The organism is Shewanella sp. N2AIL (assembly GCF_022690845.1).
GTDB classification, from domain to species: domain Bacteria; phylum Pseudomonadota; class Gammaproteobacteria; order Enterobacterales; family Shewanellaceae; genus Shewanella; species Shewanella baltica.
The window spans coordinates 295,958-322,678 of the sequence record NZ_JALBYT010000001.1 but is presented as its reverse complement, the minus strand read 5'-3'; the positions used below and the strand labels follow the sequence as shown (position 1 = coordinate 322,678).

Annotated in this window: 18 protein-coding genes; 2 read left to right on the top strand and 16 right to left on the bottom strand. The window is 47.0% G+C overall.

Annotated features, from left to right (window positions below; all coding sequences use genetic code 11):
- Positions 1-63: 63 nt before the first annotated feature.
- The 4 genes from MO387_RS01460 to MO387_RS01445 form a co-directional block, all read right to left on the bottom strand.
- Positions 64-1,221, bottom strand: coding sequence for a sugar nucleotide-binding protein (locus MO387_RS01460; RefSeq protein ID WP_107946970.1), 1,158 nt, complete (start codon positions 1,219-1,221; stop codon positions 64-66).
- Positions 1,222-1,227: 6 nt separating this feature from the next.
- A complete protein-coding gene (locus MO387_RS01455) occupies positions 1,228-1,992 on the bottom strand; it encodes a phosphatase (RefSeq protein WP_107946969.1) in 765 nt (254 codons plus the stop codon).
- Positions 1,993-2,042: 50 nt separating this feature from the next.
- Complete coding sequence (locus MO387_RS01450) at positions 2,043-5,264, bottom strand: DEAD/DEAH box helicase (protein ID WP_107946968.1); 3,222 nt, start codon at positions 5,262-5,264, stop codon at positions 2,043-2,045.
- Between the two features lie 294 nt (positions 5,265-5,558).
- Complete coding sequence (locus tag MO387_RS01445; RefSeq protein ID WP_107946967.1) at positions 5,559-7,403, bottom strand: DUF885 domain-containing protein; 1,845 nt, start codon at positions 7,401-7,403, stop codon at positions 5,559-5,561.
- Between the two features lie 567 nt (positions 7,404-7,970).
- Between MO387_RS01445 and MO387_RS01440 the strand changes: the two genes are divergently transcribed.
- Positions 7,971-8,180: a cold-shock protein gene (locus MO387_RS01440; RefSeq protein WP_006080998.1), complete on the top strand. Its 210-nt coding sequence runs from the start codon at positions 7,971-7,973 to the stop codon at positions 8,178-8,180.
- A 108-nt stretch (positions 8,181-8,288) separates the two neighbouring features.
- Here the strand turns inward: MO387_RS01440 and MO387_RS01435 are convergent, their stop codons facing one another.
- Positions 8,289-10,235 (bottom strand): monovalent cation:proton antiporter family protein, encoded by a 1,947-nt coding sequence (locus tag MO387_RS01435; protein WP_107946966.1) that lies wholly within the window; start codon positions 10,233-10,235, stop codon positions 8,289-8,291.
- 170 nt (positions 10,236-10,405) lie between these two features.
- Between MO387_RS01435 and MO387_RS01430 the strand changes: the two genes are divergently transcribed.
- Positions 10,406-11,296, top strand: coding sequence for a GGDEF domain-containing protein (locus tag MO387_RS01430; protein WP_107946965.1), 891 nt, complete (start codon positions 10,406-10,408; stop codon positions 11,294-11,296).
- A gap of 281 nt (positions 11,297-11,577) precedes the next feature.
- Here MO387_RS01430 and tilS read toward each other — a convergent pair whose 3' ends face one another.
- The 11 genes from tilS to ispC all read right to left on the bottom strand — a co-directional run bounded on the left by tilS (position 11,578) and on the right by ispC (position 26,718).
- Entirely contained in the window at positions 11,578-13,038 is a 1,461-nt protein-coding gene (gene tilS, locus MO387_RS01425) for a tRNA lysidine(34) synthetase TilS (protein WP_242325947.1), read from the bottom strand.
- 41 nt (positions 13,039-13,079) lie between these two features.
- The gene (dnaE, locus tag MO387_RS01420; RefSeq protein ID WP_242325946.1) at positions 13,080-16,553 is read right to left on the bottom strand and encodes a DNA polymerase III subunit alpha; all 3,474 of its coding nucleotides are present in this window, start codon (positions 16,551-16,553) and stop codon (positions 13,080-13,082) included.
- Positions 16,554-16,717: 164 nt separating this feature from the next.
- On the bottom strand, positions 16,718-17,350 hold the full coding sequence (gene rnhB / locus MO387_RS01415) for a ribonuclease HII (RefSeq protein ID WP_107946962.1): 633 nt from the start codon (positions 17,348-17,350) through the stop codon (positions 16,718-16,720).
- A complete protein-coding gene (gene lpxB, locus MO387_RS01410; protein ID WP_107946961.1) occupies positions 17,350-18,528 on the bottom strand; it encodes a lipid-A-disaccharide synthase in 1,179 nt (392 codons plus the stop codon). Before lpxB ends, rnhB begins: the two co-directional genes overlap by 1 nt.
- Positions 18,529-18,748: 220 nt before the next feature.
- Entirely contained in the window at positions 18,749-19,519 is a 771-nt protein-coding gene (gene lpxA / locus MO387_RS01405; protein ID WP_006080991.1) for an acyl-ACP--UDP-N-acetylglucosamine O-acyltransferase, read from the bottom strand.
- Complete coding sequence (gene fabZ / locus MO387_RS01400; protein ID WP_006080990.1) at positions 19,516-19,980, bottom strand: 3-hydroxyacyl-ACP dehydratase FabZ; 465 nt, start codon at positions 19,978-19,980, stop codon at positions 19,516-19,518. Before fabZ ends, lpxA begins: the two co-directional genes overlap by 4 nt.
- A gap of 31 nt (positions 19,981-20,011) precedes the next feature.
- Positions 20,012-21,037, bottom strand: coding sequence for a UDP-3-O-(3-hydroxymyristoyl)glucosamine N-acyltransferase (gene lpxD, locus MO387_RS01395; protein WP_107946960.1), 1,026 nt, complete (start codon positions 21,035-21,037; stop codon positions 20,012-20,014).
- 3 nt (positions 21,038-21,040) lie between these two features.
- Positions 21,041-21,538 (bottom strand): OmpH family outer membrane protein, encoded by a 498-nt coding sequence (locus MO387_RS01390; RefSeq protein ID WP_011846353.1) that lies wholly within the window; start codon positions 21,536-21,538, stop codon positions 21,041-21,043.
- A 64-nt stretch (positions 21,539-21,602) separates the two neighbouring features.
- Positions 21,603-24,086, bottom strand: a complete 2,484-nt coding sequence (gene bamA / locus MO387_RS01385; RefSeq protein WP_006080987.1) for an outer membrane protein assembly factor BamA — start codon at positions 24,084-24,086, stop codon at positions 21,603-21,605.
- Positions 24,087-24,117: 31 nt separating this feature from the next.
- Complete coding sequence (gene rseP / locus MO387_RS01380; RefSeq protein WP_107946959.1) at positions 24,118-25,488, bottom strand: sigma E protease regulator RseP; 1,371 nt, start codon at positions 25,486-25,488, stop codon at positions 24,118-24,120.
- Between the two features lie 39 nt (positions 25,489-25,527).
- On the bottom strand, positions 25,528-26,718 hold the full coding sequence (gene ispC, locus MO387_RS01375) for a 1-deoxy-D-xylulose-5-phosphate reductoisomerase (protein WP_107946958.1): 1,191 nt from the start codon (positions 26,716-26,718) through the stop codon (positions 25,528-25,530).
- Positions 26,719-26,721 lie beyond the last annotated feature (3 nt).

Genomic DNA, 26,721 nt, shown 5'->3' with positions numbered 1-26,721 from the left:
ACGTAAACGCTTAAAGCCTGATTAAAGCAGCCTAAAGCAAAATGTGAGTCACGCTCATTATTGTCAAGATAACCGCCGCAACATGCGATTCAGTTGCTGACGCCAATCTTGCCACTCGATCTGTTCAGGCATCGACAGTACATTATTCGTAGCCAAAGTGGAGCGTAATTTACCACTGTTCAACACACTATAACTCGGCCTTTTTGCCAAACTTATGCCGCGGTTTAGTGCCTGCTTAGCATAATCAGCACTGGTAATCGGTTGGATAACCATAGGTTGACTTAACAGATGAAGCGCTATAGCTTGTCGCTGAATTTCACAGGCAAACTCATACCAACTACATTGGCCTTGAGCGCTGTAATGGAAAACTCCAGAGTACTGCTGCACGACTAATTGCCATATTACCTTAGCGAGTGCATCACTCCATGTCGGGCAGCCGATTTGATCGACTATCACCTGCAAGCTTGGCTGAGTACGCATCAAGTTGAGCATGGTGTTGACAAAATTATGCCCATCTTGACCGTAAAGCCATGAGGTGCGCACAATCGTTGCCCGCTCACCCAAGACCGCCAATACCTTCTGCTCACCGAGCAACTTACTCTTGCCGTAAGCAGACAACGGCTCGGGAGCATCGAGTTCAGCAAATGGCCTTGGTATATGGTTTGGATTTGAATTTGGAGCTAAGTCAGGGTTTTGATGCTGTTCAAAGTCAGCTTCTCTAGCATCACTTACAGCACGTTCAGCTGCATGAGCAATCTCGCAAACTGCTTGACCACCAAACACATAATCGCTCGACACGTGCAGTAAGCGCGCACCCGACAACAAACATTGCTGCGCCAATAACTCAGGGCCGAGTGCATTCACCCGATTCGCTTCAATAGCATCATGCTCAGCAGCATCCACCGCATTATAGGCCGCGCAATTGATCACCCAACTGGGTCGATATTGAGCAAATACGGCTGCAATATTGGCGGCATCGGTAATGTTTAACTGACTGCGATTTAGCGCATAAAGCTTCAGTGGTGCGACTATGTTTGCACTCGTGTTTGCACTTGTGCTGCTATTTAGGGCTAGCTCGCCAATATCGGCAGCGACTCTCAGCAAGGCCTCTGCGAGCTGACTCTTCGCGCCCGTGATTAACACGACTTGCGGGATGTTAGCTTCTGTAGTGCTCGCCTCAGCGCATTGAGTTGGTGTCACTTTAATTGCCACTATTTTCATCACGGATCAACAGCATGGCTCATCGTCGCTAAATAAGGGGATCAAATCGGCGACGGTTTCATGACCACGGGCGGCTAAAAAAGCCAAGAGTGCAGAAGGACTGCGATTGAGTAATCGTGATGGCGGATACGCCACTTCATCGATGATCGCTTGCGCCCGCGCAAAACCGCCTAAGCTAAAAGCCACATGGGAATCAGAGCCCATAACTAAAATAGTGCCAAACTCCTTGGCCGCTTTGGCAATCGCAGTGCAATTGGCTTCACTGCCCTTACGGGACACTTCAAAGGAGGAATTATTAATTTCGAGCGCAACACCGTATTCGGCAGCGGCGCGGGCAACGGCTTCAATATCAATCGGATAGGCTGGGTTTCCCGGATGAGTAATGATATCGACCTTGCCACTCTTAATGGCATTAATCATGGCCTCTGTGTGGGTTGCCTTATCCGATGGCGGATAAACCGGCTCATGAAATCCCGCGAGCACAATATCGAGCTGCTTTAAATAATCGCCAAAGAAATCAATCTCGCCGTCGATATTTTTAATATTGGCTTCGATACCCCGCAAAATCCCGACGCCATCGACCATACGCGGCAACACTCTTAAATTCACAAAGTGCCAAAAATGCGGCGCATCGGCCATCGCAGGCCCATGATCTGTGGTGGCAAATAGGCGAATCCCCTTTTGCTTTGCTACGGCAATATAGTCATGAATCGTGCTATAAGCATGGCTCGAAGCCACAGTATGGGTATGAGTGTCGACTTGGTACTGCATGGTTCACCTCAGTCAAATGATTCAATCAATTTAGAAAAACTGGCCACGATTTAGCTAAAGAGCGATAACAATTCATCGGCGCTTCCTTGCCATGTGCCCTTGCCTTTACCTTCGAGAATACTGTCCGCCAGACTTTGCTTATGCTGCTGCATTTCTTGGATTTTTTCTTCTACAGTGCCTTCGGCAATCAGCTTATACACAAACACGGGCTTATCTTGGCCGATACGATGGGCTCTATCCGTAGCCTGTTTTTCCGCCGCTGGATTCCACCAAGGATCATAATGGATCACAGTATCCGCCGCGGTGAGATTGAGCCCAGTCCCGCCCGCTTTTAAGCTGATTAAGAACACAGGCGTATCGCCCTCTTGGAACTTATCTATCTGGGCTTGGCGCAGGCGAGTTTGCCCTGTGAGCTTACTGTAATCGAGCCCCAAGTCCACCAGCTCAGCTTCAATCAGGCTAAGCATGCTAGTGAACTGGCTGAAAATTAATATCTTGCGCCCCTCTTGCACCATCTCGGGCAAGTTCTGTTTTAGCCAGTCCAACTTAGCATTACTCTTCACTTTTTGCGCTTGCTCTAACTTCACCAAGCGCGGATCGCAGCAGGCTTGGCGTAGCTTAAGTAAAGCATCGAGAAACTCGATATGGCTGCTAGCAACACCTTGAGAGGCAAACAAATCCCGCAGTTTTTTCTCCATCACCAGTCGAATACTCTCGTAGAGATTTCGCTGATCTTTTTCTAACTCTAAGCTCTGGGAGATTTCGGTTTTAGGGGGTAATTCACCGACCACTTCATCTTTGGTTCGGCGCAGCACAAAAGGCGCAATCCGTTGACTCAAGATTTGCGCTTGTTCCCTATCGCCATAACGTTCAATTTTGTGCCTAAAGGATTTGTTAAAGAAGGCATTCGTGCCGAGTAATCCGGGCAAACAAAAATCCATCAAGGACTTAAGTTCGCCTAAGTGATTTTCAAGCGGCGTACCCGACAGACACAATCTAAACGGCGCTGTAAGAGCTTTAATCACTTGAGTCACTTTCGCCTGCGCATTTTTAATCTGCTGCGCTTCATCGAGCACGATATGTTCAAACACCTGCTGTTGGTAATAGTCACTATCGCGCACAATCAGCGGATAGGTCGTCACCACAATATCAAACTCACCTAAGCGCTCGAGCAAAGGCTTACGCAAGGCGCCATGAATCACGACAAGCTTTAACGAAGGTGCAAATTTCGCGGCTTCTTTCGCCCAATTACCCACTAAGCTCGTTGGGCAAATAATGAGGCTTGGAGCATGGTTAGCCCCTACGGGTTTTAGCGCTTGCTGCTTGAGTAAAAAGGCCAAGGTTTGAATGGTTTTCCCTAGCCCCATATCATCGGCCAAAATACCGCCAAGCTGATATTCCTTTAAAAAACAGAGCCAATTCAACCCTTGCTGTTGATACTGACGTAACTCAGCATGTAAGTTGTCTGGGACTGCGACCTCTAACACACCGTTAAAATTTTCAAGTTTAGTTGCTAAACTGCGTACCCGTTCACCATTAAGCAGACGAATATCGCTGTCGGCAAAATCATTTAATAGGTGGGCACGGTATTTAGGCAAAGACACGCTACTGCCTTTATGGCTGTCGAACAGTTCTAAAATTATGCTGATCAGCGGCTTAATCACGCTAGCTTTAACTTTTAACCAATCGCCATTCGGGCTGGGTAGCAATAATTCTGCATCGTCTGCCGGTTCACCATACTGCTTAAGCCAAGTGGCAATTAAGGGCAGCATAGGCACCATTTGGCCATCGATATCGGCATTCAGTGACAGGGAGAACCAACCCTCTTGGGTATCATCCAGTTCAATCGCCAATGGAGTATCAATCACATTCAAACTGAAATGGTCGGCAAAATGCACTTGGTAGCCCAAGGCCTCTAGCGCTGGGATTTCCTGTTGGATAAAGTGCAACCAAGCATCAATGGTTTCTGGCAGTGGCCCTAACCCCCAAATACTGACATAGCTGCCACTGTTAGGGATAAAAGATGGCGCCAGCTCCACCAGTTCCAATGCCATTAAACGATTAATCGCATCCATTTCTGCATCGAGTTGACGCGCGACTTGATAGGTTTTGCCTTGATGAGTGACTAAGGACAAGGGCTCGTCGGGATATTGGCCGCCAAGTACCACGTCTTGATAGACAAACTCCAACAGCACCAGTGGCTGCGCCATAGCAAACTCGGGTAACTCCTGTGAAGTTAAGGTCAAACGGACTTGCAGCGGCACTTGCAGCTCGACAAAATCAATCGATGCGGGCGTAGGTACGGTTTTTGCCGAAAAGTGTTTAATCAGTTTGTGGCTCACCATTTCAATCTGTGAGCTAGGCACTGGCGGCATCTGGCTGAGTAACAAGAGTTTTTCAACGCTGATCTCTGTCTCTAATGCGCCTATCTTAAAATAATCTAAATCGATATAAGTCGGCGGCTCACAGGGGATCAGCTCCCAATTGTCCTTATTGGGCAGCATCAGCTGCATCTGTTTATGCTCGGCATCCTTATCCAGCCAAATGAATTCTGGCTTTAACGGTTCACCTCGGGTGAGCGCTAAACGGCTCTCTTCCCAAAAACACCGCCCAGTGACGAGCATTTTTTCCAGCGCCATAGCGCCTAACTGAGCTTTAAGATACAAACGCGAGACACCGTGGCGGCGAGTCGACATGATGAGATTGATGATGAGTACGTCTTCGGCGCCAATCCAAGCGGGCATATAGTATTGCACATCGGATAACGCGATTTTCGAGCCTTTGTTATAGCCGCCCTTCTTCGCCAACTTGCCTTTTCTTAGCTCAAGGTAGACGCCGTTATCATCTTTGGATAACACGTACAGCACGCGATCGTCATAGAGTAAATCGACATTTGAAACCGTGAGATCATCACTTTCGTCTAGCAGATGTAACCACTGGGCAATACGTTGATCTTCAACGGTTCTATCACTCAGTAAACTATACAGAACAGCAGCGATATGTTTGCAATGCCCAGTGGCGGGACATGAACAGAAGCCATTCATGATCAACTTATGGTTAACACTCACGAGACGAATATCTTGCCGATAGGGCTGGGATTCCGTCCCCATGACGCGACCTTCAATATGACGAAAATCGGCATTCGCTTTGGCGCTCAAGACCCGTCCCTTCATCACATAATCACGGGCGCGCATTAAGGTTGGCGGCGTGAATAATGACTCAATCGTGGTGCGAGTCAATTGGATAGGATCTTGGGGGGACAAGCGATTCATGTAAAAACCTTGAAACTAAAAATATCGATACCTAACAATAGCAAGCCATTGCCGAGCGACATTTATCAATGAGTTGTGTGGGATTGTATTGAAAGCCTTGGCCGAAAGCCAGAATGATAGCCTCTATCGATAAACCCACCCTGCCTGCAAGATTAAGAGAACACACTTATTCGCAGACAGGGGATGGATTTAAACTCGCATAAAGCCATTGATAAATCAGGTGTTAACCTTGCATTAATCACTAAGCGTAAACGGTTGCAACCAAGGGCTAAACTTTAGCTTTAGCCTTTTGCTTTAGCCTTTTGCTTTAGCCTCAGCACTTTTTGTATCAGCAATGTAGCGATCGACCAATGTTTCTAAGATATCCAAGGGCACAGCGCCATTTTTCAGCACCACATCATGGAAGTCTCTGAGATCAAACTTATCCCCTAGAGCCGACTTGGCTTTTTCGCGCAGTTCGAGAATTTTCATCATGCCGACTTTATAAGCCGTCGCTTGGCCTGGCATAACGATATAACGCTCAATCTCAGCCGTGACATCACGATCGGACATGCCAGTATTTTTCTTCATATAGTCGATCGCTTGCTCGCGAGTCCAACGGCTATGGTGAATGCCCGTATCTACCACTAGACGCACAGCGCGGAACAACTCTGCCTGCAAACGACCGATATTATCAAAGGGATCCTTTTGAAAACCGAGCTCCCACGCCAAACGTTCGCTATATAAAGCCCAACCTTCAATGTACGCCGTAAAAGGCGCCATCTTACGAATAAGTGGCATACCTTCTAACTCCATCGCCACTGCGATTTGAAAATGATGCCCAGGGATCCCCTCGTGGTAGGCTAAAGTGCGCATACCGTATTTAGGCGTGGCCTTGATGTCATATAAATTGGCATAGAAACGCCCCGGACGACTGCCGTCAATCGCGGGCTGCTGATAATAGGCACCCGGTGCTGTTTTCTCTTTAAATTCAGGAATGCGCACCACTTCCATGCCCGCTTCGGGTCGAATACGGAAGGCATCACCGAGTCCCGCATTCACTTCATCAAGAATATGCTGATAATCAACCAGAATTTGCGCTCTGCCCGCATCGCTATCTTCGTAGTAAAACTTAGGATCGGCGGCTAATGCTTCAATCGCGACCGAGAAACCTTGGCTCACATCGTAGCCTTCAGCGGCTAAGATAGTCATGATCTCGCTCTGAATGCGATCCACCTCTGCCAGCCCTTTGGTATGGATTTCGTCAGCAGTGTAATTAGTGGTCGTAAAAAACTTCAACAATTGCTCATAGGCAAGGTCGCCATTTGGCAGCGCCCAATAACCATCATCCGTCCCCGCTTTGGCTTGTAACTGGGTAAAGTAGTCGATAAATAATTGATACGCTGGATGCACGTAACCTTTAATGTCCGCTTCTGCGGCGGCCAATAACCGTGCTTGTTCATCGGCACTGATATCCGTGTCAGCTAATTTGGTTTTGAATGAACTGTATAGGATATTGTCTTGAATCGGCGTCGCGACAAAATCATTCATCTCGGTCAGTACCCGCTCAATCACAAACTTAGGTGGAATAATCCCTTTAGCTTCACGGATTTTTAAGCCTTCGAGAGTTTGCGCAAACTTAAGTTTCACCTTTTGTAAACGCGACAGATAGTTTTCAGCATCGCCAACAGAATGGACTTGGTGCTGCGCCTGCATAAAGCTGGGATACCCGTTTTGCACACCAAACAACTGATTCAGCGGATAGTTATGGTAACGATACGGCTCAGAGACCAATGCGAAATCGGCAAGATATAAGGCAATATCCTTGGAGATACGTTGATTTTCATCTAAATCCGCATCGGAATAGCTCAATAAGGTTTCACGCAGATCTCGCACTTGCGCGAAAGTCTTATCCATCGCCTCTGGACTATCATCATCCAACTCGGCGTTATGGCCTGTAATCCCTACCGATTCTAAGAAACCCAATGAGGTTAAGGTCTCAGGGCTTTCGAAAGCCATCTTGACCACACTTCGATCTAAAAACGCGCGAAAGAAAAACGGCTTTTTCGCAAACCATTCATGGGCGGCTAGCGCCACTAATAACAGCACTAAGACTAAGCTGCCGAGTCCAATCCGTTTTAGTAGTGTTTTCAACATCATTCTCCCTTCTTATTATATTGGGTCTACAGTTTTCGCACTGAATCTAAAGCTGAAGCACGTTGTTATTTTGCTGACGAGAATATCACCAACACAAATAAGCAACAATTTAATAACGTAACTAAGCGTGACTGAATCCTGTCTCTGGCATTCAGGTCGCCTTTCAACATCCACAGACACCTAATAGGTAAACTGTCACTAAGTCGCGACAAACAGACAAAATATTTTTTATGCTCGATAACTTTCAAACTAGCTTCGTATCCATTTGAATATAAATAGTTATAAAGAATAACTTTCCAAAAATCCTTCCATAATTCTCTCTATAGATGAAAGGTATTTCAAAATAAAGCTATACAAACCCCTAGAGTGTGTTAATCTGCACTCCGGCCTGTGATTCAGACCTATTTATAAGCAATATTATGTATTTGAAAACCTTCGCTACGCCTGTAATATTTTTTTTGCTGTCATGAAGCTTTCCACTCATAACTTATCATCAATGTAAATAATTCTATTTCTGGCTAACATCCCGCATAATTGCGAATTATTTGTTTGAAAATTTTGGAGACATTCATGTCTAAAACTACTGGTGTAGTTAAATGGTTTAACGAAGATAAAGGTTTTGGTTTTATTTCTCCTGACAATGGTGGCGCTGACGCATTCGTTCATTTCCGCGCAATCGTTTCAGAAGGCTTTAAAACTCTTGCTGAAGGTCAAAAGGTTTCTTTTGATATCGAACAAGGCCAAAAAGGTCCTCAAGCTGCGAACGTAGTTATTCTGTAATTAGACTTTGTCTAATTTAAGTTAACAAGTTCCAGACAAAAATGCCGACATTATGTCGGCATTTTTATATCTGCGTTTTCATCCATCACTCACGCTGACCATTAACCTTTAGCCGTGCAGCAGTTTAGCTTCCGCTTTCTCAAGTCTTCGTGGTTTACCCACTATCAGTAAGATATCCCCTGCACGAAAAACCCAGTCCTGCTCAGGATGTTCCACTTCGGCGCCACTGCGACGAATCGCCCTTAACTCCACCCTCAATGTTTCCCACATAATATCGGCAACAGTTTTACCAATCGCATCTGCACCACGCGGTAACGCCACCGCATGCAATGACTCTAAGGTGAAATCGGTTTCTGTGCCGGAAAAGAAACCATGTAAAAATTGATAATGATTGCGCCGCTCTGACTCCAAGCGTTTTAAAATGCGCGCCAAAGGCACACCACATTGATGTAACACCTGTGACACTAACATCAGGCTGCCTTCCAAAGATTCTGGGATCACTTGATTGGCACCGGCTTTTTTCAGTAAGTCTAAATCACTGTCGTCTTTAGTTCTGACTAAAATTTTAGCGTCTGGCGCCAATAACTTACATAAGGGTAAGACTTCTTCCAAACTGCGCGACTCACAAAAAGTGATGACGATCATCTTGGCCTGCTTAACGCCTATTTGTTTTAACATCGCCCGTTTACACACATCACCAAAATAAATAGGTTCGCCAGCACGGCGCGCCTCAGAGACACGAGTCGGATCGAGATCCATGACCAGATAAGGTACGGCTTCGGTTTTCAAAAAACGGGCAATGGTCTGCCCGACTCGGCCGTAACCAAAAATCATCACCAGATCATGCTCATCCATCAAGAGTGGCACAGCTTCATCCACATGTTTTGCCTGCCTTATTCCTAACACCCACTTAGCAATATCCACGCTATGGCGAACTAACCACGGGGCTATCGTCATGGAAAGCACGGCGACCATGACTAACATGGTACTGATTTCATTATCTAGAAGTTGATAGTTAACCGCTAAAGCCAACACCACAAAACTGAACTCGCCCACTTGGGCTAGGCTCATGGCGGTGCTCATCGCAATCCGAAATGGTTCACCAACCAATCTTAAGATCCCATGAATGATCAGCGCCTTACCGAGTACAACGGCCACTAAGATCAACAATATCTGCCACCAGAAACGCATCACTAAGGTAAAGTCGAGCATCATGCCGATGGAAATGAAAAACAGCCCCATCAATAGATCGCGAAACGGCCGGATATCCGCCTCAAGTTGGCGACGGTACTGGCTTTCCCCTAGTAGCATACCCGCCATAAATGCCCCCAGCGCCATAGATAACCCCAACCATTGGGTAAATGCGCCTGTCACTAAGGCCACCACCAGTGTTGATAACACGAAGAGTTCGTTAGAGCGGGAGCGGGCAACTTCGTCAAAAATCCGCGGCAGTGCCCATTTACCAAAAGCCATCAAGAGGAAAAAAGCCAAAATACCTTTGAGCAAGGCAAAGGCAATATCCGCAAGCATCAAAGGTTCACCGCCATTGGCCAGTAATGGCAATAGGATCAACAGCGGCACAACCGCTAAATCTTGGAATAATAAGACACTGACGGATAGCTCACCATGACGACGACGCAGCCATCCTTGCTCATTGAGTAATTTAAGGACGATGGCAGTGGATGATAAGGCAATGGCAGCCCCGATAACTAAGGCTTCGACCCAATTAAGACCACACAACAGGGCCACGCCCATAGTCAACAGGGTGGTTATTACCATCTGTGCACTGCCTAAGCCAAATACGGTACGGCGCATGGCCCACAGCCGCGGCACAGAGAACTCTAAGCCTAAGGTAAACATCAGTAGCACTACCCCAAGTTCAGCGACGGATTGCATTTGATGCTGGGTAAACCAATGAAAACCGCTCGGTCCACTCACTACACCAGTGAGTAAATAAGCCAGAATTGCGGGTAAGCCCAAACGGCGCAGCACAGCAATAGCCACAATGGCAATCACTAGCATAAGTAGTACTTGGATCAAGAAGCTATGTTCCATTGGGGCTATGACTCCTGTCAAAATGCTGACGTGTCAAAAAAACTAACGCTGAGTTTTAAGCTTAACTGAATGACTAACAAAGACAAATTTTATTAACAAATATAACGGCACGGTATTTGCTTAGACTAAGTAAGAGATGTATCGCACTAACATTTGCTGGAGTGATGATTATGGACTTTGGCCTAGCGACCGAGCTATATCCCGACGAATATCGCTATCAAACAGAACATTATAGTCCCAATGATAATCCATTGGACTTGGTACAAGTGATCCAACAACTGCACGCCAGTTTAGATCCAAGGACAGTCTTTGCCTGCTATGGCAAAGTGCTGGGACAACACTTGCCGATCCAAGGTGTGCGCTTAAGTTATGGCGAACATAAATTAAGCTGGGGCAAACGTTATGGTATCAGCGTCAAACGACAGCTGATATGTGCAGGTATGCCGCTGACGATTCAATACCAGTTATTGACGCCACTGACGCCATCGCAAACCTCGAACCTGAAAGAGATTGAGCCGCTGTTATTGCAACCGTTATTAAATGCAATGCAATACCAAGAAATGTCGATGCAAGCTATGTTTGACTCGCTCACAGGTTTAGGTAATCGCCATTACTACAGTCAAAGTCTTAGCAATGCGACCGCCAGAGCCCATAGAAAACAAGGTTCTGTCGCACTCATAGTGCTCGATTTAGATAACTTTAAACAGCTAAATGATAAATTCGGCCATAAATGTGGTGATTATATTCTGAAGGAATTTGGCGACATCATTCGTGCGACCATACGTAATACGGATCAAGCATTCCGTATCGGCGGTGACGAATTCGTTATTATTGTCCAAGGCAATATTCATGCGGCAGGCTTGCTATGCGAACGGATTGTCTCGGCCATCAATCAGCACAGTAGTTTCACCCAGTTTGGAGTGAGCTGTAGTCTAGGTGCGGCAGAATCACACGATACCATTGAAGCCGAACAACTTTATGAACTTGCCGATAAGGCGCTATATCAAGCCAAAGCAGCGGGACGTAACTGCTATAAACTCATCCAAAATCAATTAGTTTAGACGCGCAGGGATGCCAAATGAAATGCGATAACAAACTCGCAGCGCGTAATCTGTGAAGGTTCAAAACTAAAGGAAAGTTACTATCTCAATGTAGATATCAAGGAGGATTCGAATCAAACTGACGTGCTGCGACCTACGCTTTCTTACTTTGCTGCTTTCCTACTTCAAAAGAATAATGCTGCAACCACTCACAAATACACCTGCGACAACTCCCAACCTGAACCCCTTGCTTCGCCAACAGGCACTTAAACAAGCTCTTGAAAAAAAGTTTAAACAAGCACTCAAACAGAAGTTTGAGAGACCTGCAAACCTAGTCCATTCAACTCAACAATAAAGCTTTTTTCAACCCACAGCCCAATCGCCATAACCAGTTGCTCGTTATAAAACACGAAACCGACCTTTTCACGTACCCAAGGCGGAACGCCAAACTCTTGCCACAGTTTCTTTAATTCTCGGCCCTTGCCACGGGAATGGGGATGACAGCGACATTGCCCCGCGAGTTGATAACGCACACTCACCACTTCATCTGGCCGAGGAAAGCGGGCTCTAGGCCCTTGTTTAGAGGCACTGAGACGTATCAGCTCACCACAAGTAACACCCGCAGACATCACATCTAATTGAGTAACGTCTGATTGAGTCACGTCCAATTGAGTGATATGGCCCTGCACTAAAGGATTTAGGAGCTGCGAAGGAAATGCCCAGCTAGCAGGCTTAACATGACGCATGCGGGTTTGATACTTAAATAAATACACTTGATTAGCAAAGCGGCGGATTTCACATTCACCGACACGAATATGCACTTTGGCATCATCTTTCGCGGTTAAAACCTGAGTGATGATCTGATTAAGCTGCACCTTTGAGGGCAAGGCAAAACCTTGTGATTCGATAAAACCCCGCAAGAGTAATGCTTGCCAATCGGCTGACTGCTCGGCAAAACCATCGAGCTTGAATACACTTTGAGTATGGTAAGGCGCTTGGGTTAACCATAAAGGTAAACGTTCACTGACCTGCACATCCAACGTTGCCTGTTGCTCAGCGCACAATGCCGCGCTGCGACTCGCGGTTGTCGCAATACTCGGCCAACGCGCTTTCAAGCGTGGAATGATTTCTAAACGTAAAAAATTACGATCGTACTTATCGTCTTGATTACTTTCATCTTCGATATGCACTAAGCCTTGCTGTTTTGCGTAGGCTTCAATTTGCTCACGGCTAATATCCAATAACGGCCGCAGTTGTCTGCCTTGTGCTAATGCTTGTACTTGCCCCATGGCCGCCAGCCCCTTCGGGCCCTGACCACGTTTCAGCGCCAGCAGAATAGTTTCCAGCTGATCATCTTCATGATGGGCCGTCAGCAACACATCATTTGCACTTAAATGCCGTTCAATCGCTTGATAACGGACTTTTCGTGCTTCGGCTTCAAGGCTTAATCTGGGTCCGCGATTAACTGTCACTCGCTCAACCGTCACAGGCAAACCATAATGCTGACCGCGCTCAAGACAATGCTGCGCCCAAACCTCAGCGTTATCACTTAGACCATGGTGCACATACACCAATTGATAGTTAAACTCGGGATGTTGCCGCGCAAACTGACTTAAGCCAAAGGCTAATACTTCGGAATCAACCCCGCCACTGTAAGCCAGCACTAACTTGCAGTCAGGCGCTAAGGGTTGCGCAGCCAAAAAAGCACTAATATGCGCGCTGAGATCGCCAGCAGTCAATGCTTCGTCAAACTTAGCCGACATAAGTTAACTTCATCTGTTTACACCTAAGACATTCACCAACATTAGAATAAAATTCTCACCTTGTTTGGCCCGAGGAGCGATTCGAGCGAGAGCATTAAATCATCGGTCGGATTCACTCGCCAAGCATCGGCTAACCTAAACTGACCTTTGGCTTGGGCTTGAGTGTAGTTGATCACCACAGGCACAGCGCCGTTACGCCACGGGCTTAGGGCTTGCTCGAAAGTGTCTAACGCCGATGGCGTTAACTCGCTGCCATCCATATCAATTTCCAGCGCCTTGGCAAAGTGGCTGCGCGCCTCACTGATATCGATGATGTTACGCGCCGTCATGCGGTTACCGCCGGCAAAATCATCGTAACTCACCTCACCTTCACAAATGAGGATGCGGTCTTTCTCCAGCAGATGATTAAATTTTTCAAAGGCTTCGGTAAACAACATGATTTCGAGACGTGCGCTCTTATCGTCGAGCGTCAACAGGCCCATTTTCGAGCCGCGCTTGGTCAGCATCACTCGCGTTGCCACCACTAACCCAGCAGCCTTAGCGGTTTTACCGCGCTCGGTCGGATGCACATCTTTCAAACGACCGGACGTGTAATGCTTCAGCTCTTTTAAATATTGATTGATCGGATGACCAGTCAAATACAAGCCTAAGGTTTCGCGCTCGCCTTCGAGCCAAATTTTATCTGGCCATGGGGTACATTCGACAAACTGCTGCTTACTGTCTTCGGGTTCACTGTTGAGCAAACCAAACATATCGTGTTGGCCAATCGCCTCGGCTTTGGCATGTTGATCGGCGGCGCGAATCGCTTCGGGCAAGGTTGCCATCATAGACGCACGATGCGGCCCTAGAGTATCGAGTGCACCCGCGCAGATCAGCTTTTCAATCACGCGCTTGTTGAGTTTTTTCAAATCGATACGGGCACAGAAATCGAATAAATCCACGAAAGGGCCATCTTTTCGCGCCTCTAAAATCGATTCAACTGGACCTTCACCCACGCCTTTAATGGCGCCAATGCCATAAACAATGCGCAAATCATCATCGACGGTAAATTTGAACAAGCCTTTGTTCACATCCGGAGGAATGAGCGGTAGTCCCATACGCTCGCATTCATCGACCAAAGTCACAATTTTATCTGTGTTGTCCATATCGGCCGACATTACCGCCGCCATAAACTGCGAAGGATAATGGGTTTTCAGCCATAAGGTCTGATAAGACACAAGCGCATAGGCGGCTGAGTGAGATTTGTTAAAACCGTAGCCGGCGAACTTTTCCACTAAGTCGAAGATCTTCATCGACAAGTCGCCGTCGACGCCGTTATTGATTGCGCCCTCTTTAAAGATACTGCGCTGCTTGGCCATCTCTTCGGGCTTTTTCTTACCCATAGCACGGCGGAGCATATCGGCGCCGCCAAGGGTGTAACCCGACAACACCTGTGCAATCTGCATCACTTGCTCTTGATACAGAATAATGCCGTAGGTCGGTGATAGCAGTTCTTTTAGTGATTCATGCTGGTACTGAGAATCGGGATAAGACACTTCTTCGCGCCCATGCTTACGCTCGATGAAGTTATCTACCATGCCCGATTGCAAAGGCCCAGGGCGGAACAATGCCACCAGTGCAATCATGTCTTCGAAACAGTCGGGCTGCAGACGCTTAATCAAATCCTTCATACCACGGGATTCGAGCTGGAATACCGCTGTGGTTTCATACTTTTGCAACAGGCGGAACGACGCAGGATCCGTTAACGGAATCGCTTCAATACGCACAGGCGGACGACCGTTTTTGACTTCGACCTTATTCACCATCTCCAGTGCCCAGTCGATGATAGTCAAAGTACGTAAACCCAAAAAGTCGAATTTAACCAGACCTGCAGTTTCGACGTCGTTTTTATCGAATTGGGTTACTGGGTTTTTACCTTCAGCGTCGCAATAGAGCGGCGCAAAATCGGTAATTTTTGTCGGTGCAATCACCACACCACCCGCGTGCTTACCGGCGTTACGGGTCACACCTTCGAGCTTGCGGCACATGTCGATCAGATCTTTGACGTCTTCATCGGCATCATAGGATTCTTGCAGTGCAGGCTCAACCTCAAACGCTTTCGCCAGCGTCATGCCTGGTTCTGGTGGAATGAGTTTAGAAATTCGATCAACAAAACCATAGGGATGACCCAGCACACGGCCAACGTCGCGAATAACCGCTTTCGCCGCCATAGTACCGAAGGTGATGATTTGCGATACCGCTTCACGGCCGTACAATTCGGCCACGTGATCAATAACCTCATCACGTCTATCCATACAAAAGTCGACGTCAAAGTCGGGCATGGAAACCCGCTCTGGATTGAGGAATCGCTCGAACAATAAGTCAAATTCCAATGGGTCTAAATCGGTAATCTTAAGCGCATAGGCCACGAGTGAACCCGCGCCCGAGCCACGACCAGGCCCTACTGGAATACCGTTATCTTTACCCCATTGGATGAACTCCATTACGATCAAGAAGTAACCAGGGAACCCCATCTGGTTGATCACTTTAAGTTCAATGTCGAGGCGCTCATCGTATTCGCCGCGTTTCTCGGCGCGCACCTCAGGATCGGGGAACAAAAACTCGAGCCGCTCTTCAAGACCCTTCTTCGAACAATCGACCAGAAAGTCTTCGATGGACATATCGCCCGTCGGGAAGTTGGGCAGGAAATATTCGTATAAACGGATCGTTACATTACAGCGTTTAGCGATTTCGACACTGTTCGCCAACGCCGCAGGAATGTCGGCGAATAGTTCACACATTTCCTCTTCGCTACGCAAATACTGCTGTTCACTGTATTTTTTAGGTCGGCGAGGATCGGCAAGGGTAAAGCCATCGTGGATAGCGACGCGAATTTCATGGGCATCGAAATCTTCAGGTTTAAGGAACACCACCTGATTGGTGGCGACCACGGGAATCCCTTTCTCCTGCGCTAAGGCCACAGCCATGTGCAGATAGCGCTCTTCGTCTGGGCGTCCAGTGCGGATAAGTTCAAGAAAATAGCGATCGGCGAAATGGGTTTGATAAAACTCACATAAAGATTCGACTTGTGTGCCATTGCCCTTGAGGAGCGCCTTACCCAGATCGCCCTCTTTGGCACCTGATAACAACAAAATGCCTTCGTTATAGGTGAGTAACCACTCTTGGTCTATCACTACACGGCCAGCCACTTGGCCACGCAAATAGGCCTGACTGATAATTTGGGTCAGATTCTGATAACCGACATTGTTCATCGCAATAATGGTCAAGGCGCATAATTCGCCTTCAAATCCGGGCACTTGCATCCAAAAATCGGCGCCGATAATCGGCTTAATCCCCGCACCATGGCAACCACTGTAAAACTTCACCAAACCACAAAAGTTGTTTTGATCAGTCAGGGCGACAGCCGCCATTCCCTGCGCTTCCACCTGCGCCAAAATTGGCTTAACCTTGGCCACGCCATCGGTCATAGAGAAGTCACTGTGGACACGAAGATGCACAAAACGAGGATCGGACATAATTAGGATTATCTTTGAATAGCAGGTTAACAATAACTAGAAAGCAGCCTAACAAAGTCACGCAGCCAGAGCCAGTGACTTTGCAGGATAACGGCAACTATATACCCAAACAACCTCAAGATACCTATTTCGGCTTGTTTGGGTCAAATGCTAAAAATCAGCGCTCACAGTCCCAGTAATGCTTTGACGGGTTTGAAACTTTTACGGTACTGGTCAAACACACCATGTTCGGCGATGGCCGCAAAATGCGCCTTAGTCGGATAGCCCTTATGCTGAGCAAAACCGTATTGCGGATAAGCAGCATCGAGCACATCCATCTCTCGATCCCGCGTCACTTTGGCGATAATCGATGCGGCACTAATACTGGCAATTAAACCATCACCTTTAATGATGCTGTGACTGGTAAGCGAGACGCCATTATGGGCAACAAATGCCGGACTGCGATTGCCATCGACTAACACCAACGCAGGCGCAATCTTAAGCCCTGCAACCGCGCGCTGCATTGCCAACATAGTGGCATGCAAGATATTAAGCGTATCGATTTCAGCAGGACTTGCGCGGCCCACGTGATAACACAGGGCCTTTTCACAAATCTCATCAAACAAAGCTTCGCGACGCTTCTCACTGAGTTTCTTGGAATCATTCAGACCACTGATGGGCTTGTTTGGATCCAAAATCACTGCGGCAGTGACGACGTCGCCGACTAAGGGGCCACGGCCGACTTCATCCACTCCGGCAATCAACCCCGTCGAAAAGGCCAGCAAATCGGCTTCAGTTAAACTTTTATAGGTTGCCACTAATTAGCCTCCGGCGATTTAGCCTGAGTGTGTTTAGGCTCAACCAGCGCTATTACCGCTTCTGCAGCTTTTAAGCTCGCATCACAACGTAATACTTGGTGTAGTGCTTCAAACTCGGCTTTGAGCGGCGCAAAATCGCGATTGAGCTCAAGGGTCACGGCCGCCGCAATTTTCTCTGGGGTGCAATCTTCTTGGATAAGTTCTGGGACGAGATCTTTTCCAGCAAGCAAATTCGGTAACGAGAAACGCTCGACCTGCATCATGCGCTTAGCAATGCGATAGGTTATCGGGCTCACGCGATAAGCCACCACCATAGGACGCTTGACTAACATGGCTTCTAACGTCGCAGTGCCAGAGGCCAATAAAATACCATCGGCCGCTGCCATCACTTCACGGGACTGGCCTTCAATCATGTGGATTTCAAGATCTGGCGCAAAATCTTTCAGCGCTTGCTCAAATTGGTCACGACGTTTTTGATTCACCAGCGGCGTCACAAAACGTATGTCTGGGAAATTTTGTCTAATCAATAAAGCCGCTTTCACAAACGGCTCGGCCAGTTGCTTTAGCTCACCGCCGCGGGAACCGGGCAGGATCGCTAAGTATTCAGCATCGGTATCTAATCCAAGCAAGGCACGGGCTGCTGCCTTATCGCTTTGCATGGGAATATCGTCGGCCAAAGTATGACCCACAAAGGTACAAGGCACCTGATGCTGATCGTAAAAGGCTTTCTCAAAAGGCAACAGTGACAACACCATATGGGTGGCTTTGGCGATTTTGAATATCCGTTTTGGACGCCACGCCCACACAGACGGGCTCACATAATGGACCGTCTTAATGCCACGCGCTTTGAGTTTAAGCTCAAGGCCAATATTAAAATCCGGTGCATCAATACCAATAAAACAATCGGGCTTAAGCGCGGTAATCTCTTTAATCAGGGAGGCACGTACTGTTAATAAACGAGGCAAACGGGATAGCACTTCTACAATCCCCATCACGGCGAGTTCTTCCATCGCAAACAGGGATTTAAAGCCGAGGGCTTCCATGCGGGGACCACCAATACCGACAAAGCGCGCATCGGGGTGATTCTTTTGCAGCGCCGCCATTAAACCTGCGCCTAAAATATCGCCCGAGAGTTCTCCGGCAACCATGGCAAACACTAATGGAGTCTTATTGCTCATAAACCAATCATGTCTCATGAATGAATGACATTGGATGACGGGGCGAACAACAGCTAAAACACATCATTCCAAGCCATACTGATGTAAATTAATGATTAAGCTAATTGATGGTTGAATGCACAAGGACATTACTAACGACGAAATCTAACCACCCAATAGGCTTAAGCCAATAATACAAAAGGGCATAAAAATGCCCTTTTGTTGTCGTGTGGTCATCAAGTTAGCGAATAATGCCGCGACTCGATGACTTTACAAATTCAAGGAACAATTTCACTTGCTCATCGTTCTGCGCATCTTCAGCCAACGCTTCAATCGCTTCTTCAACAGTCAAGCTGCTGCGATATAAGGTTTTATAAGCGCGGCGCACCGCCAATTGGCTTTCTTTAGAAAAACCACGACGCTTCATGCCTTCGCTGTTTAAACCGCGTGGAATCGTCGGTTGACCCGCCGCCATCACAAAGGGAGGTACATCCTGCAGCACTAAAGAACAACCTGCAGTAAACGCATGGGCACCGATATGCACAAACTGGTGAACACCTGTCATGCCGCCTAAAATCGCCCAATCACCCACATGTACGTGACCCGCGATAGAAGCGTTATTGGCCATGATCACATTGTCGCCGACCACACAGTCATGGGCGATATGTACATAGTTCATAAACAGGTTGTTCGACCCAATACGCGTCTCACTGTTATCTTGGACTGTACCGCGGTGGATAGTCACGTTTTCACGGATGACGTTATTGTCACCAATGATCAATCGTGTGGGTTCGCCAGCGTACTTTTTGTCTTGGCACTCTTCGCCTACTGAGGCGAATTGAAAAATACGATTACCTTTGCCGATAATCGTTGGGCCTTTAACAACCACATGGGAACTCAACCAACAATCATCGCCAATTTCAACGCCTGCACCGATATAGGTCCAAGGGCCAATAGTGACGTTATTGCCAATTTTTGCATCGGGATGCACAAACGCTAATGTATCTATCACTGACTAATCTCTCTGCGGGCACACATGATTTCAGCGGAACAAACCACTTCACCATCCACTTTGGCCTCACCGTAGAAGACGCCAATCCCGCGGCGCTCTTTAATCATTTTGACATCAAAATGGATTTGATCTCCTGGCTCAACAACACGTCTAAAACGCGCATTGTCGATACCAGCAAAGTAATACAACACCCCTGGAGGCGGCACATCACTGCTCATGGTTTTAAATGCTAACAGGCCAGTTGCCTGCGCCATGGCTTCTAAAATAAGCACGCCTGGCATCACAGGCTGAATCGGGAAATGTCCCTGAAAAAATGGCTCATTTATTGAAACGTTTTTAATCGCCTGCAGACTGACACCTGGGGTGTAGTCCAGCACACGATCGATCAATAAGAATGGATATCTATGGGGCAGATATTTAAGTATTTCTTTAATATCCATAGTGTTCATTTGATTAGACACGAACCGAGTTCCTCAAATTGCCTTGGAGCAATTAATCTGGTGTTTTTAAATTTTTTTCCAACGTTTTAACACGATGGAACAGTTCATCTAACTGACGGAAACGAACTGTGTTTTTACGCCAAAGTTTATTGTCCATTGCCACAGTGGCAGAAGAGTATAAACCAGGCTCACGCATAGTACTGGTAATGTTAGTCCCACCAGACACATGCACACCATCGGCAATGCTCAAATGACCTGCGATGGCACAACTACCACCAATAATACAATATTTACCTATGGTGACACTGCCTGCGACAGTCGTACTGCCTGCGATAGCGGTATTCTCACCGATAATATCGTTATGGGCAATTTGTACTTGGTTATCAATAATCACCCCATCGTGGATCTCGGTATGGCCTAATGCACCCCGATCTACCGTTGAATTAGCACCTATCTCAACCCGATCGCCGATACGAACGCCGCCCGTTTGTGGGATTTTAATCCACTGACCGCGATCATTGGCATAACCAAAACCATCGGAGCCTAATACGGCGCCCGAATGGATAATACAATCTTGTCCTAAATGCACATCGTGATAGACAGTGACATTAGCCCACAAACGCGTTTTTGAGCCAATAACCACATCTTGTCCGAGCACGACACCGGCACCTATCTGGACATTTTCACCTAAAATGACGTTCGCACCAATAACCGCATTCGCCCCAATCGCAACACCTTCACCTATATGGGCAGAAGCGTCAATTTGAGCCGAAGGATGGATACCCACCGCCGCTTTCGGCGTAGTGTCCAAGTACTGGGCAACACGGGCAAAACCGACGTAAGGATCTTTTACAATTAACGCAGTACCTTGATAATCCTGCGCATCTTTAGCTGACAATAACACCGCACTCGCTTGAGTTTCCTCAAGCTGAGAGCGATATTTACTGTTGGCTAAAAAAGAGATTTGACCTGCTTTGGCATGTTCTAAGGTCGCCACACTATTAATAATTAGCGTTTCGTCGCCTTGGATATCACCGTCTAATAACAGGCCTAGCTCTTTTAAAGTCACACTATTCATCTATTACTTGCCTTTGCTTAAGGCTTCAACCACTTTGCCACTGATGTCAGCGTTAGGCTTAACATAAATGACTGCACCACGTTGTAATACCAAATCATATTGGTCTTTTTCAGCGATAGTGTTGATGGCTTTCTGCACTTTAACTAACAGTTTATTTTGCTCTTCACCTTGGCGACGACGTAAGTCTTCATCCAATGCTTTGCCTTTTAACTGATATTCAGATTTTAGCGATTCCATTTTACGAACCAGTTCCGTTTTTTGTGCATCGTTCATTAACGCACCATCACGTTGCTGCTTCTCCATCAGAGAGCGCATTTCTTCTTGCATTTTTTGGACATCAGCCATGCGATCGCCAAATTCTTTCTTCAGAGATTGAGAGATCTGTTCACGTTGTGGCAGCTGTTCGAACACAGCACCCATATCCACTACGGCAATTTTCTCAGCATGTGCCATTAACGGCGCGCCTAACAAAACTAACGTCATCAGCGCGCGATTTACCATCTTGTTCAAAATAAACTCCTTGTTACCTTGTTATAGTCAGCAAAACTTGCCGAGTGTATGCCTTTTAAAAAGTTTTGCCAATATTGAAAGAGAAGATCTCTGTTTGGTCGCCTTCGTATTCTTTAATCGGCCACGCTAAGCTAAACACCATAGGACCCATAGGTGATAACCACTGCACACTTAAGCCCCAAGAGGCGCGTAAACGTGCTGGATCACTGTAATCCTGTAACTTAGCAAACTCGTCTGCTGGCAAGCTATTTTTATAATAATCGTAATCAAACTCAGTATCCCAGACGTTACCCGCATCAACGAAGAAACTTGTACGCACTGAGTTTGTGTAAGCCTCATCCAAGAATGGTGTTGGGACAATCAACTCCATGCTCGCTGTCGCAAGGGCGTTACCACCGATTGAGCGACCAGAACTCACTTGAATACTATCAGGATCCGGCTGAGGGAAATTGCAGCCGTCACCGGATGGATCGAAGCAAGGTTCGCTGCCACTATACATATAGAAGGAGCGAGGACCGACTGAGTTTGACTTAAAGCCACGTAGCGAGCTACTACCACCTGAGTAATAGTTTTCCCAGAAAGGCAGAATTTGGTCGTTATCATTAAACTGACCATAACCGTTACCATAACCTAATCGACCACGGGCCAAAAACACAAAGCTCTGACTACGGTTTATAGGGAAATAGAAGTTAGTGTCAAAGTCTGTCTTAAAGTACTGTAAATCAGACCCTGGCGAGGTCATTTTACCGTTTAAACGTTGAGACGAACCGTCTGTTGGGAAAGTCCCACGGTTCAAGGTGCTACGAGACCAACCCAAACTCAGTTCAAAGTTATCGAAACTTAGGTCCGCATTTGGATCGTTATCACGGTAGATGTTATAGAAACGACGCGCTTGCTCATAGGCAGAGATTTCAGAAATCGTGTTATGACGATAACCTATGCCACCGTTGATACGGTTGTATTCATTGATCGGGAAACCCGAGTTCAACGCCACACCGTAAGAACTGTTTTTATAACGTTCTAAGTTAGCTTCATTGGCGTCAAACTCGCTCCAATAAATACTACCGCCTAAACTGACATGGTCTTTGGTCCAATAAGGATCGGTATAAGACAAGTTAACGTTTTTAGAGTACTTATTGGTACTCAAGCTGATACCCGCTTGATTACCTGTGCCTAAGAAGTTATTTTGCTGCACACCAAACTGCAAGCTCAGGCCTGATTCAGTACCATAACCGACACCGGCGTTGAATGAGCCCGACGGCTGCTCTTTCACTTTCACCGCGACATCGACTAAATCATCAGTGCCAGGCACTTGAATGGTTTCAGTGTCAACGGTTTCAAAAAATCCAAGACGGTTAAGGTTAGCTTTTGAAAGCTCAACTTGCGCTGAGTTTAACCAAGCCCCTTCCATCTGACGCAGTTCACGGCGCATCACTTCATCTTTGGTCACTGTGTTACCAGTGAAGTTAATCGCACGCACGTAAACACGTTTACCCGGTTTAACATTGATGTTTAAGGTCACTTCTTTAGTCTTATCATCAATTTCAGGATACGTTTTGACTTCTGGGTAGGCATAACCGAAGCGGCCTAAATACTTACTGTACATTTCTTCGGTGAAAGTCACATCACCGCCGTTGTACATATCACCCGCTTTGATCGGCAGAATTGATTTCATCAACTCTTCACGGCCCATCAAATCACCCGTCAGGTTTACTTCTTTAACTTTATATTTCTCACCTTCATCTACGTTGATGGTGATATATAAACCTTTACGGTCAGGTGTCATCGCCACTTGAGTCGAGGTGACTTCAAAGCGGATATAACCTTTATTGTGATAATAGGTTTTGATGGTCTCGAGATCGGCCTGCAGCTTTTGCTTCTGATAACGGCGTTCGCCGAACAGATCCCACCAAGCCACATAATCTTTAAGTTCCAGCATGCCAATCAACTCAGCATCGGTGAACTCATGATTACCGACCACGTTAATTTGGCGGATTTCGGCCGCTAAACCTTCGGTGAACTTAAATTTCAGCTCAACCCGGTTACGGGGTAAGTTGATCACTTGAGCTTCCACTTTAGCGCCGTATTTACCCACGCCGTAGTAGAAATCCTGCAGACCCTTTTCAATACCGGTCAACATAGTGCGATCGAGCGACTCACCGACTTTAACGCCAGAACCGTCCAGACTTTCCTGTAACTGTTCGTCTTTAATGTCTTTGTTGCCATCGAATGTCACGGCACTGATGGTAGGACGTTCAGTGACTTTCACCACTAATACGCCGCCATCTCGGCTCACGGAGACATTTTCAAAGTTAGTCGATGCATACAAGCTTTTAATGGCTTGTTGAATTCTTAACTGGTCAACAGTGTCACCTACTTTTACTGGTAAGCTTAACAGGGCAGCACCGAGTGCAACTCGCTGCAAACCTTCAACTTGGATGTCGGTCACTTCAAACGGTTGGAAAGTATCAGCCAACACAGTCCCTGAAAACGACGCACCGACGAATAACATCGAGGCAAAAAGTTTATTCAATCTCATAGAGCACTTCTAATTATTAGTCTGTCCTTGCTCAGAGTCGGGCAAAATCATTGAAAAGCGCAATGCTCATCAACATCAGCAGTATTGCTGCCCCAAATCTGAATCCTATTTCCTGCACCTTTTCAGGTACAGGTTTACCAGTTATTACTTCAATAAAGTAATACAGCAGGTGTCCCCCATCGAGCACAGGTAAAGGCAACAAGTTAATGATGCCTAAATTGACGCTGATGAGCGCGAGGAACCCGAGAAAATAGACCAAGCCATAGTTTGCACTACTGCCCGCACCCTGTGCGATCGAGATGGGTCCACTCAGGTTTTTCACCGACACATCGCCGGTAAATAATTTGCCAATCATCTTAAAGCTCACAGCAACAAGTTGCCATGTTTTATCCGCTGCGATGCCGAAAGAATCGATTGGTCCATATTCAAGTTGTAAACGCATATTGTCTGGCCATGGCGCTTGGGTTGGGCTCACCCCAAGCATACCTATCTCTTGGCCATCGGCGCTTTTGCTGCTTAACGGTGTCACTGCCACGTTAAACTGTTCGCCATTACGACGCACAGTTAAGCTCACAGGCACATTGGCAGAATGTTGAATAATGTCAACAAAAGCCTGCCAATCGGTATAATTTTTACCATTTATCGCCACTAAGGTATCGCCGACTTTCAGCTCACTCTTGGCTGCGGCGCTGTCAGGGCTAATAGCAGCAATTGTAGGGTCGATTTCTGGGCGATATATCCCTAAACCTAAGGTGGTAATCGGCGATTCTTTTTCAGGATCAAAATGCCAATTGCGGGTATCTAAGGTATAAGAGCGCGCGCTGGAATCTAGGCCCTGCAAACCGCTCAATGGCGTCAGCGATATACTCAGGCTTTCATCGCCTATGTGGCCCACTAAGGCTAAATTCACTTCTTCCCAGTTACGCACAGCCTGGCCGGAAATAGCCGTAATTTGCATGGGCTCAGTGACCTGGATTTGCGCGGCAGCAGTTCCAGGTGTTGTCGATGTGATCACAGGTTTCAGTGACGGCACACCAATCAGATACATAAAATACAGGGCAACGATGGCAAAAATAAAATTCGCAATCGGGCCAGCAGCCACAATCGCAATGCGCTGCCATACGGTTTTACGATTGAATGCTTGATCTTTTAATGCTTCTGGGACGTCTTCAACGCGCTCATCGAGCATTTTGACATAGCCACCGAGTGGGATCATGGCTAACACGTATTCAGTGCCGTCTTTACCGACACGACGCCAAATCGCCTTACCGAAACCAATGGAGAAACGTTCGACTTTGACACCACAACGGCGTGCGACATAGAAATGGCCGTATTCGTGGGCTGTGATTAACAGGCCCAGTGCAACGATGAAAGAACCTAAGTTCCATAAAAAATCTAACATCCCACTCCTTACGTCATTGATTTAATCACTCAGCGATTGCTAAGCGATGCTTGCTAAGGTCTCACGCGCATAGACGCGGGTTTGCGCATCTAAGGCTAAAATATCTTCTATGCTGCCCATAGGGCGCTTAGGCACAGTCACTAAACAAGCTTCGTTCACTTTTGCAATTTGAGTAAAGCCAATTTGTCCCTGTAAAAAAGCTTCAACGGCCATCTCATTGGCAGCATTTAACACAGTTGTCGCCTCTTGGCCTTGGGCACACGCGTCAATTGCCAGAGCTAAACAGGGGAAACGTTCAAAATCAGGTTCATAAAAGCTTAACTGTCCGACTTTGAAAAAATCTAAAGGTTCAACGCCAGAATGAATTCTTTGCGGATAAGCCATGCAATGGGCAATAGGCGTACGCATATCTGGGTTACCCATTTGGGCAATAACTGAGCCATCACGGTACTGCACCATAGAGTGGATCACGCTTTGCGGATGGATAACCACCTTCAGTTGCTCAGCCTGAGTGTTAAACAACCAACGCGCCTCAATAAACTCTAAGCCCTTATTCATCATAGTGGCGGAGTCGACGGAGATTTTAGGTCCCATGGACCAATTAGGATGTTTACAGGCTTGGGCTGGTGTCATGGCGGCCAGTGTCGCCAGTTCGGACCGCAGGAAAGGTCCGCCAGAACCGGTTAACAGAATATGGGAAATACCCGACGCCGCTAAGTCACAACGGCCAAGGTTGGCTTGCACTTCTTGGGGGAGACATTGGAAGATGGCATTATGCTCACTGTCCACAGGCAAGAGCACAGCGCCAGAGCGCTTAGTTGCCTCAATAAACAGCTCACCTGACATGACTAAGGCTTCTTTGTTGGCCAGTAATACCCGCTTTCCCGCCTTTATGGCTTCAAGCGTCGGTACTAGCCCTGCAGCCCCAACAATCGCAGCCATCACGGTATCCACTTCAGCAGCGGTTACTAAACCGAGTAAATCATTCATGCCTGTGGTGACTTGGATATTGAGCGTCGCAGGTAAAACGGCACGCAACTGTTTTGCTGCCGCTTCATCCACCATATGCGCCACTTTCGGTTTATGGGCCACACAGAGTGCAAGCATCTTATCAACGCTCGCGTTGGCCACTAATCCATACACGCTATAAGCGAGTGGATTAGCCGAGATCACACTTAAGGTACTGGCACCTATAGAGCCGGTAGCACCCAAAATCACCATATTTTGCATAGC

What these genes read in the sequence shown, in the direction of transcription:
- MO387_RS01460 (WP_107946970.1), bottom strand. Translation starts at nt 1,221, where the DNA reads ATGAAAATAGTGGCAATTAAAGTGACACCAACTCAATGCGCTGAGGCG.
- MO387_RS01455 (WP_107946969.1), bottom strand. Translation starts at nt 1,992, where the DNA reads ATGCAGTACCAAGTCGACACTCATACCCATACTGTGGCTTCGAGCCAT.
- MO387_RS01450 (WP_107946968.1), bottom strand. Translation starts at nt 5,264, where the DNA reads ATGAATCGCTTGTCCCCCCAAGATCCTATCCAATTGACTCGCACCACG.
- MO387_RS01445 (WP_107946967.1), bottom strand. Translation starts at nt 7,403, where the DNA reads ATGATGTTGAAAACACTACTAAAACGGATTGGACTCGGCAGCTTAGTC.
- MO387_RS01440 (WP_006080998.1), top strand. Translation starts at nt 7,971, where the DNA reads ATGTCTAAAACTACTGGTGTAGTTAAATGGTTTAACGAAGATAAAGGT.
- MO387_RS01435 (WP_107946966.1), bottom strand. Translation starts at nt 10,235, where the DNA reads ATGGAACATAGCTTCTTGATCCAAGTACTACTTATGCTAGTGATTGCC.
- MO387_RS01430 (WP_107946965.1), top strand. Translation starts at nt 10,406, where the DNA reads ATGGACTTTGGCCTAGCGACCGAGCTATATCCCGACGAATATCGCTAT.
- tilS (WP_242325947.1), bottom strand. Translation starts at nt 13,038, where the DNA reads ATGTCGGCTAAGTTTGACGAAGCATTGACTGCTGGCGATCTCAGCGCG.
- dnaE (WP_242325946.1), bottom strand. Translation starts at nt 16,553, where the DNA reads ATGTCCGATCCTCGTTTTGTGCATCTTCGTGTCCACAGTGACTTCTCT.
- lpxB (WP_107946961.1), bottom strand. Translation starts at nt 18,528, where the DNA reads ATGAGCAATAAGACTCCATTAGTGTTTGCCATGGTTGCCGGAGAACTC.
- lpxD (WP_107946960.1), bottom strand. Translation starts at nt 21,037, where the DNA reads ATGAATAGTGTGACTTTAAAAGAGCTAGGCCTGTTATTAGACGGTGAT.
- MO387_RS01390 (WP_011846353.1), bottom strand. Translation starts at nt 21,538, where the DNA reads ATGGTAAATCGCGCGCTGATGACGTTAGTTTTGTTAGGCGCGCCGTTA.
- bamA (WP_006080987.1), bottom strand. Translation starts at nt 24,086, where the DNA reads ATGAGATTGAATAAACTTTTTGCCTCGATGTTATTCGTCGGTGCGTCG.
- rseP (WP_107946959.1), bottom strand. Translation starts at nt 25,488, where the DNA reads ATGTTAGATTTTTTATGGAACTTAGGTTCTTTCATCGTTGCACTGGGC.
- ispC (WP_107946958.1), bottom strand. Translation starts at nt 26,718, where the DNA reads ATGCAAAATATGGTGATTTTGGGTGCTACCGGCTCTATAGGTGCCAGT.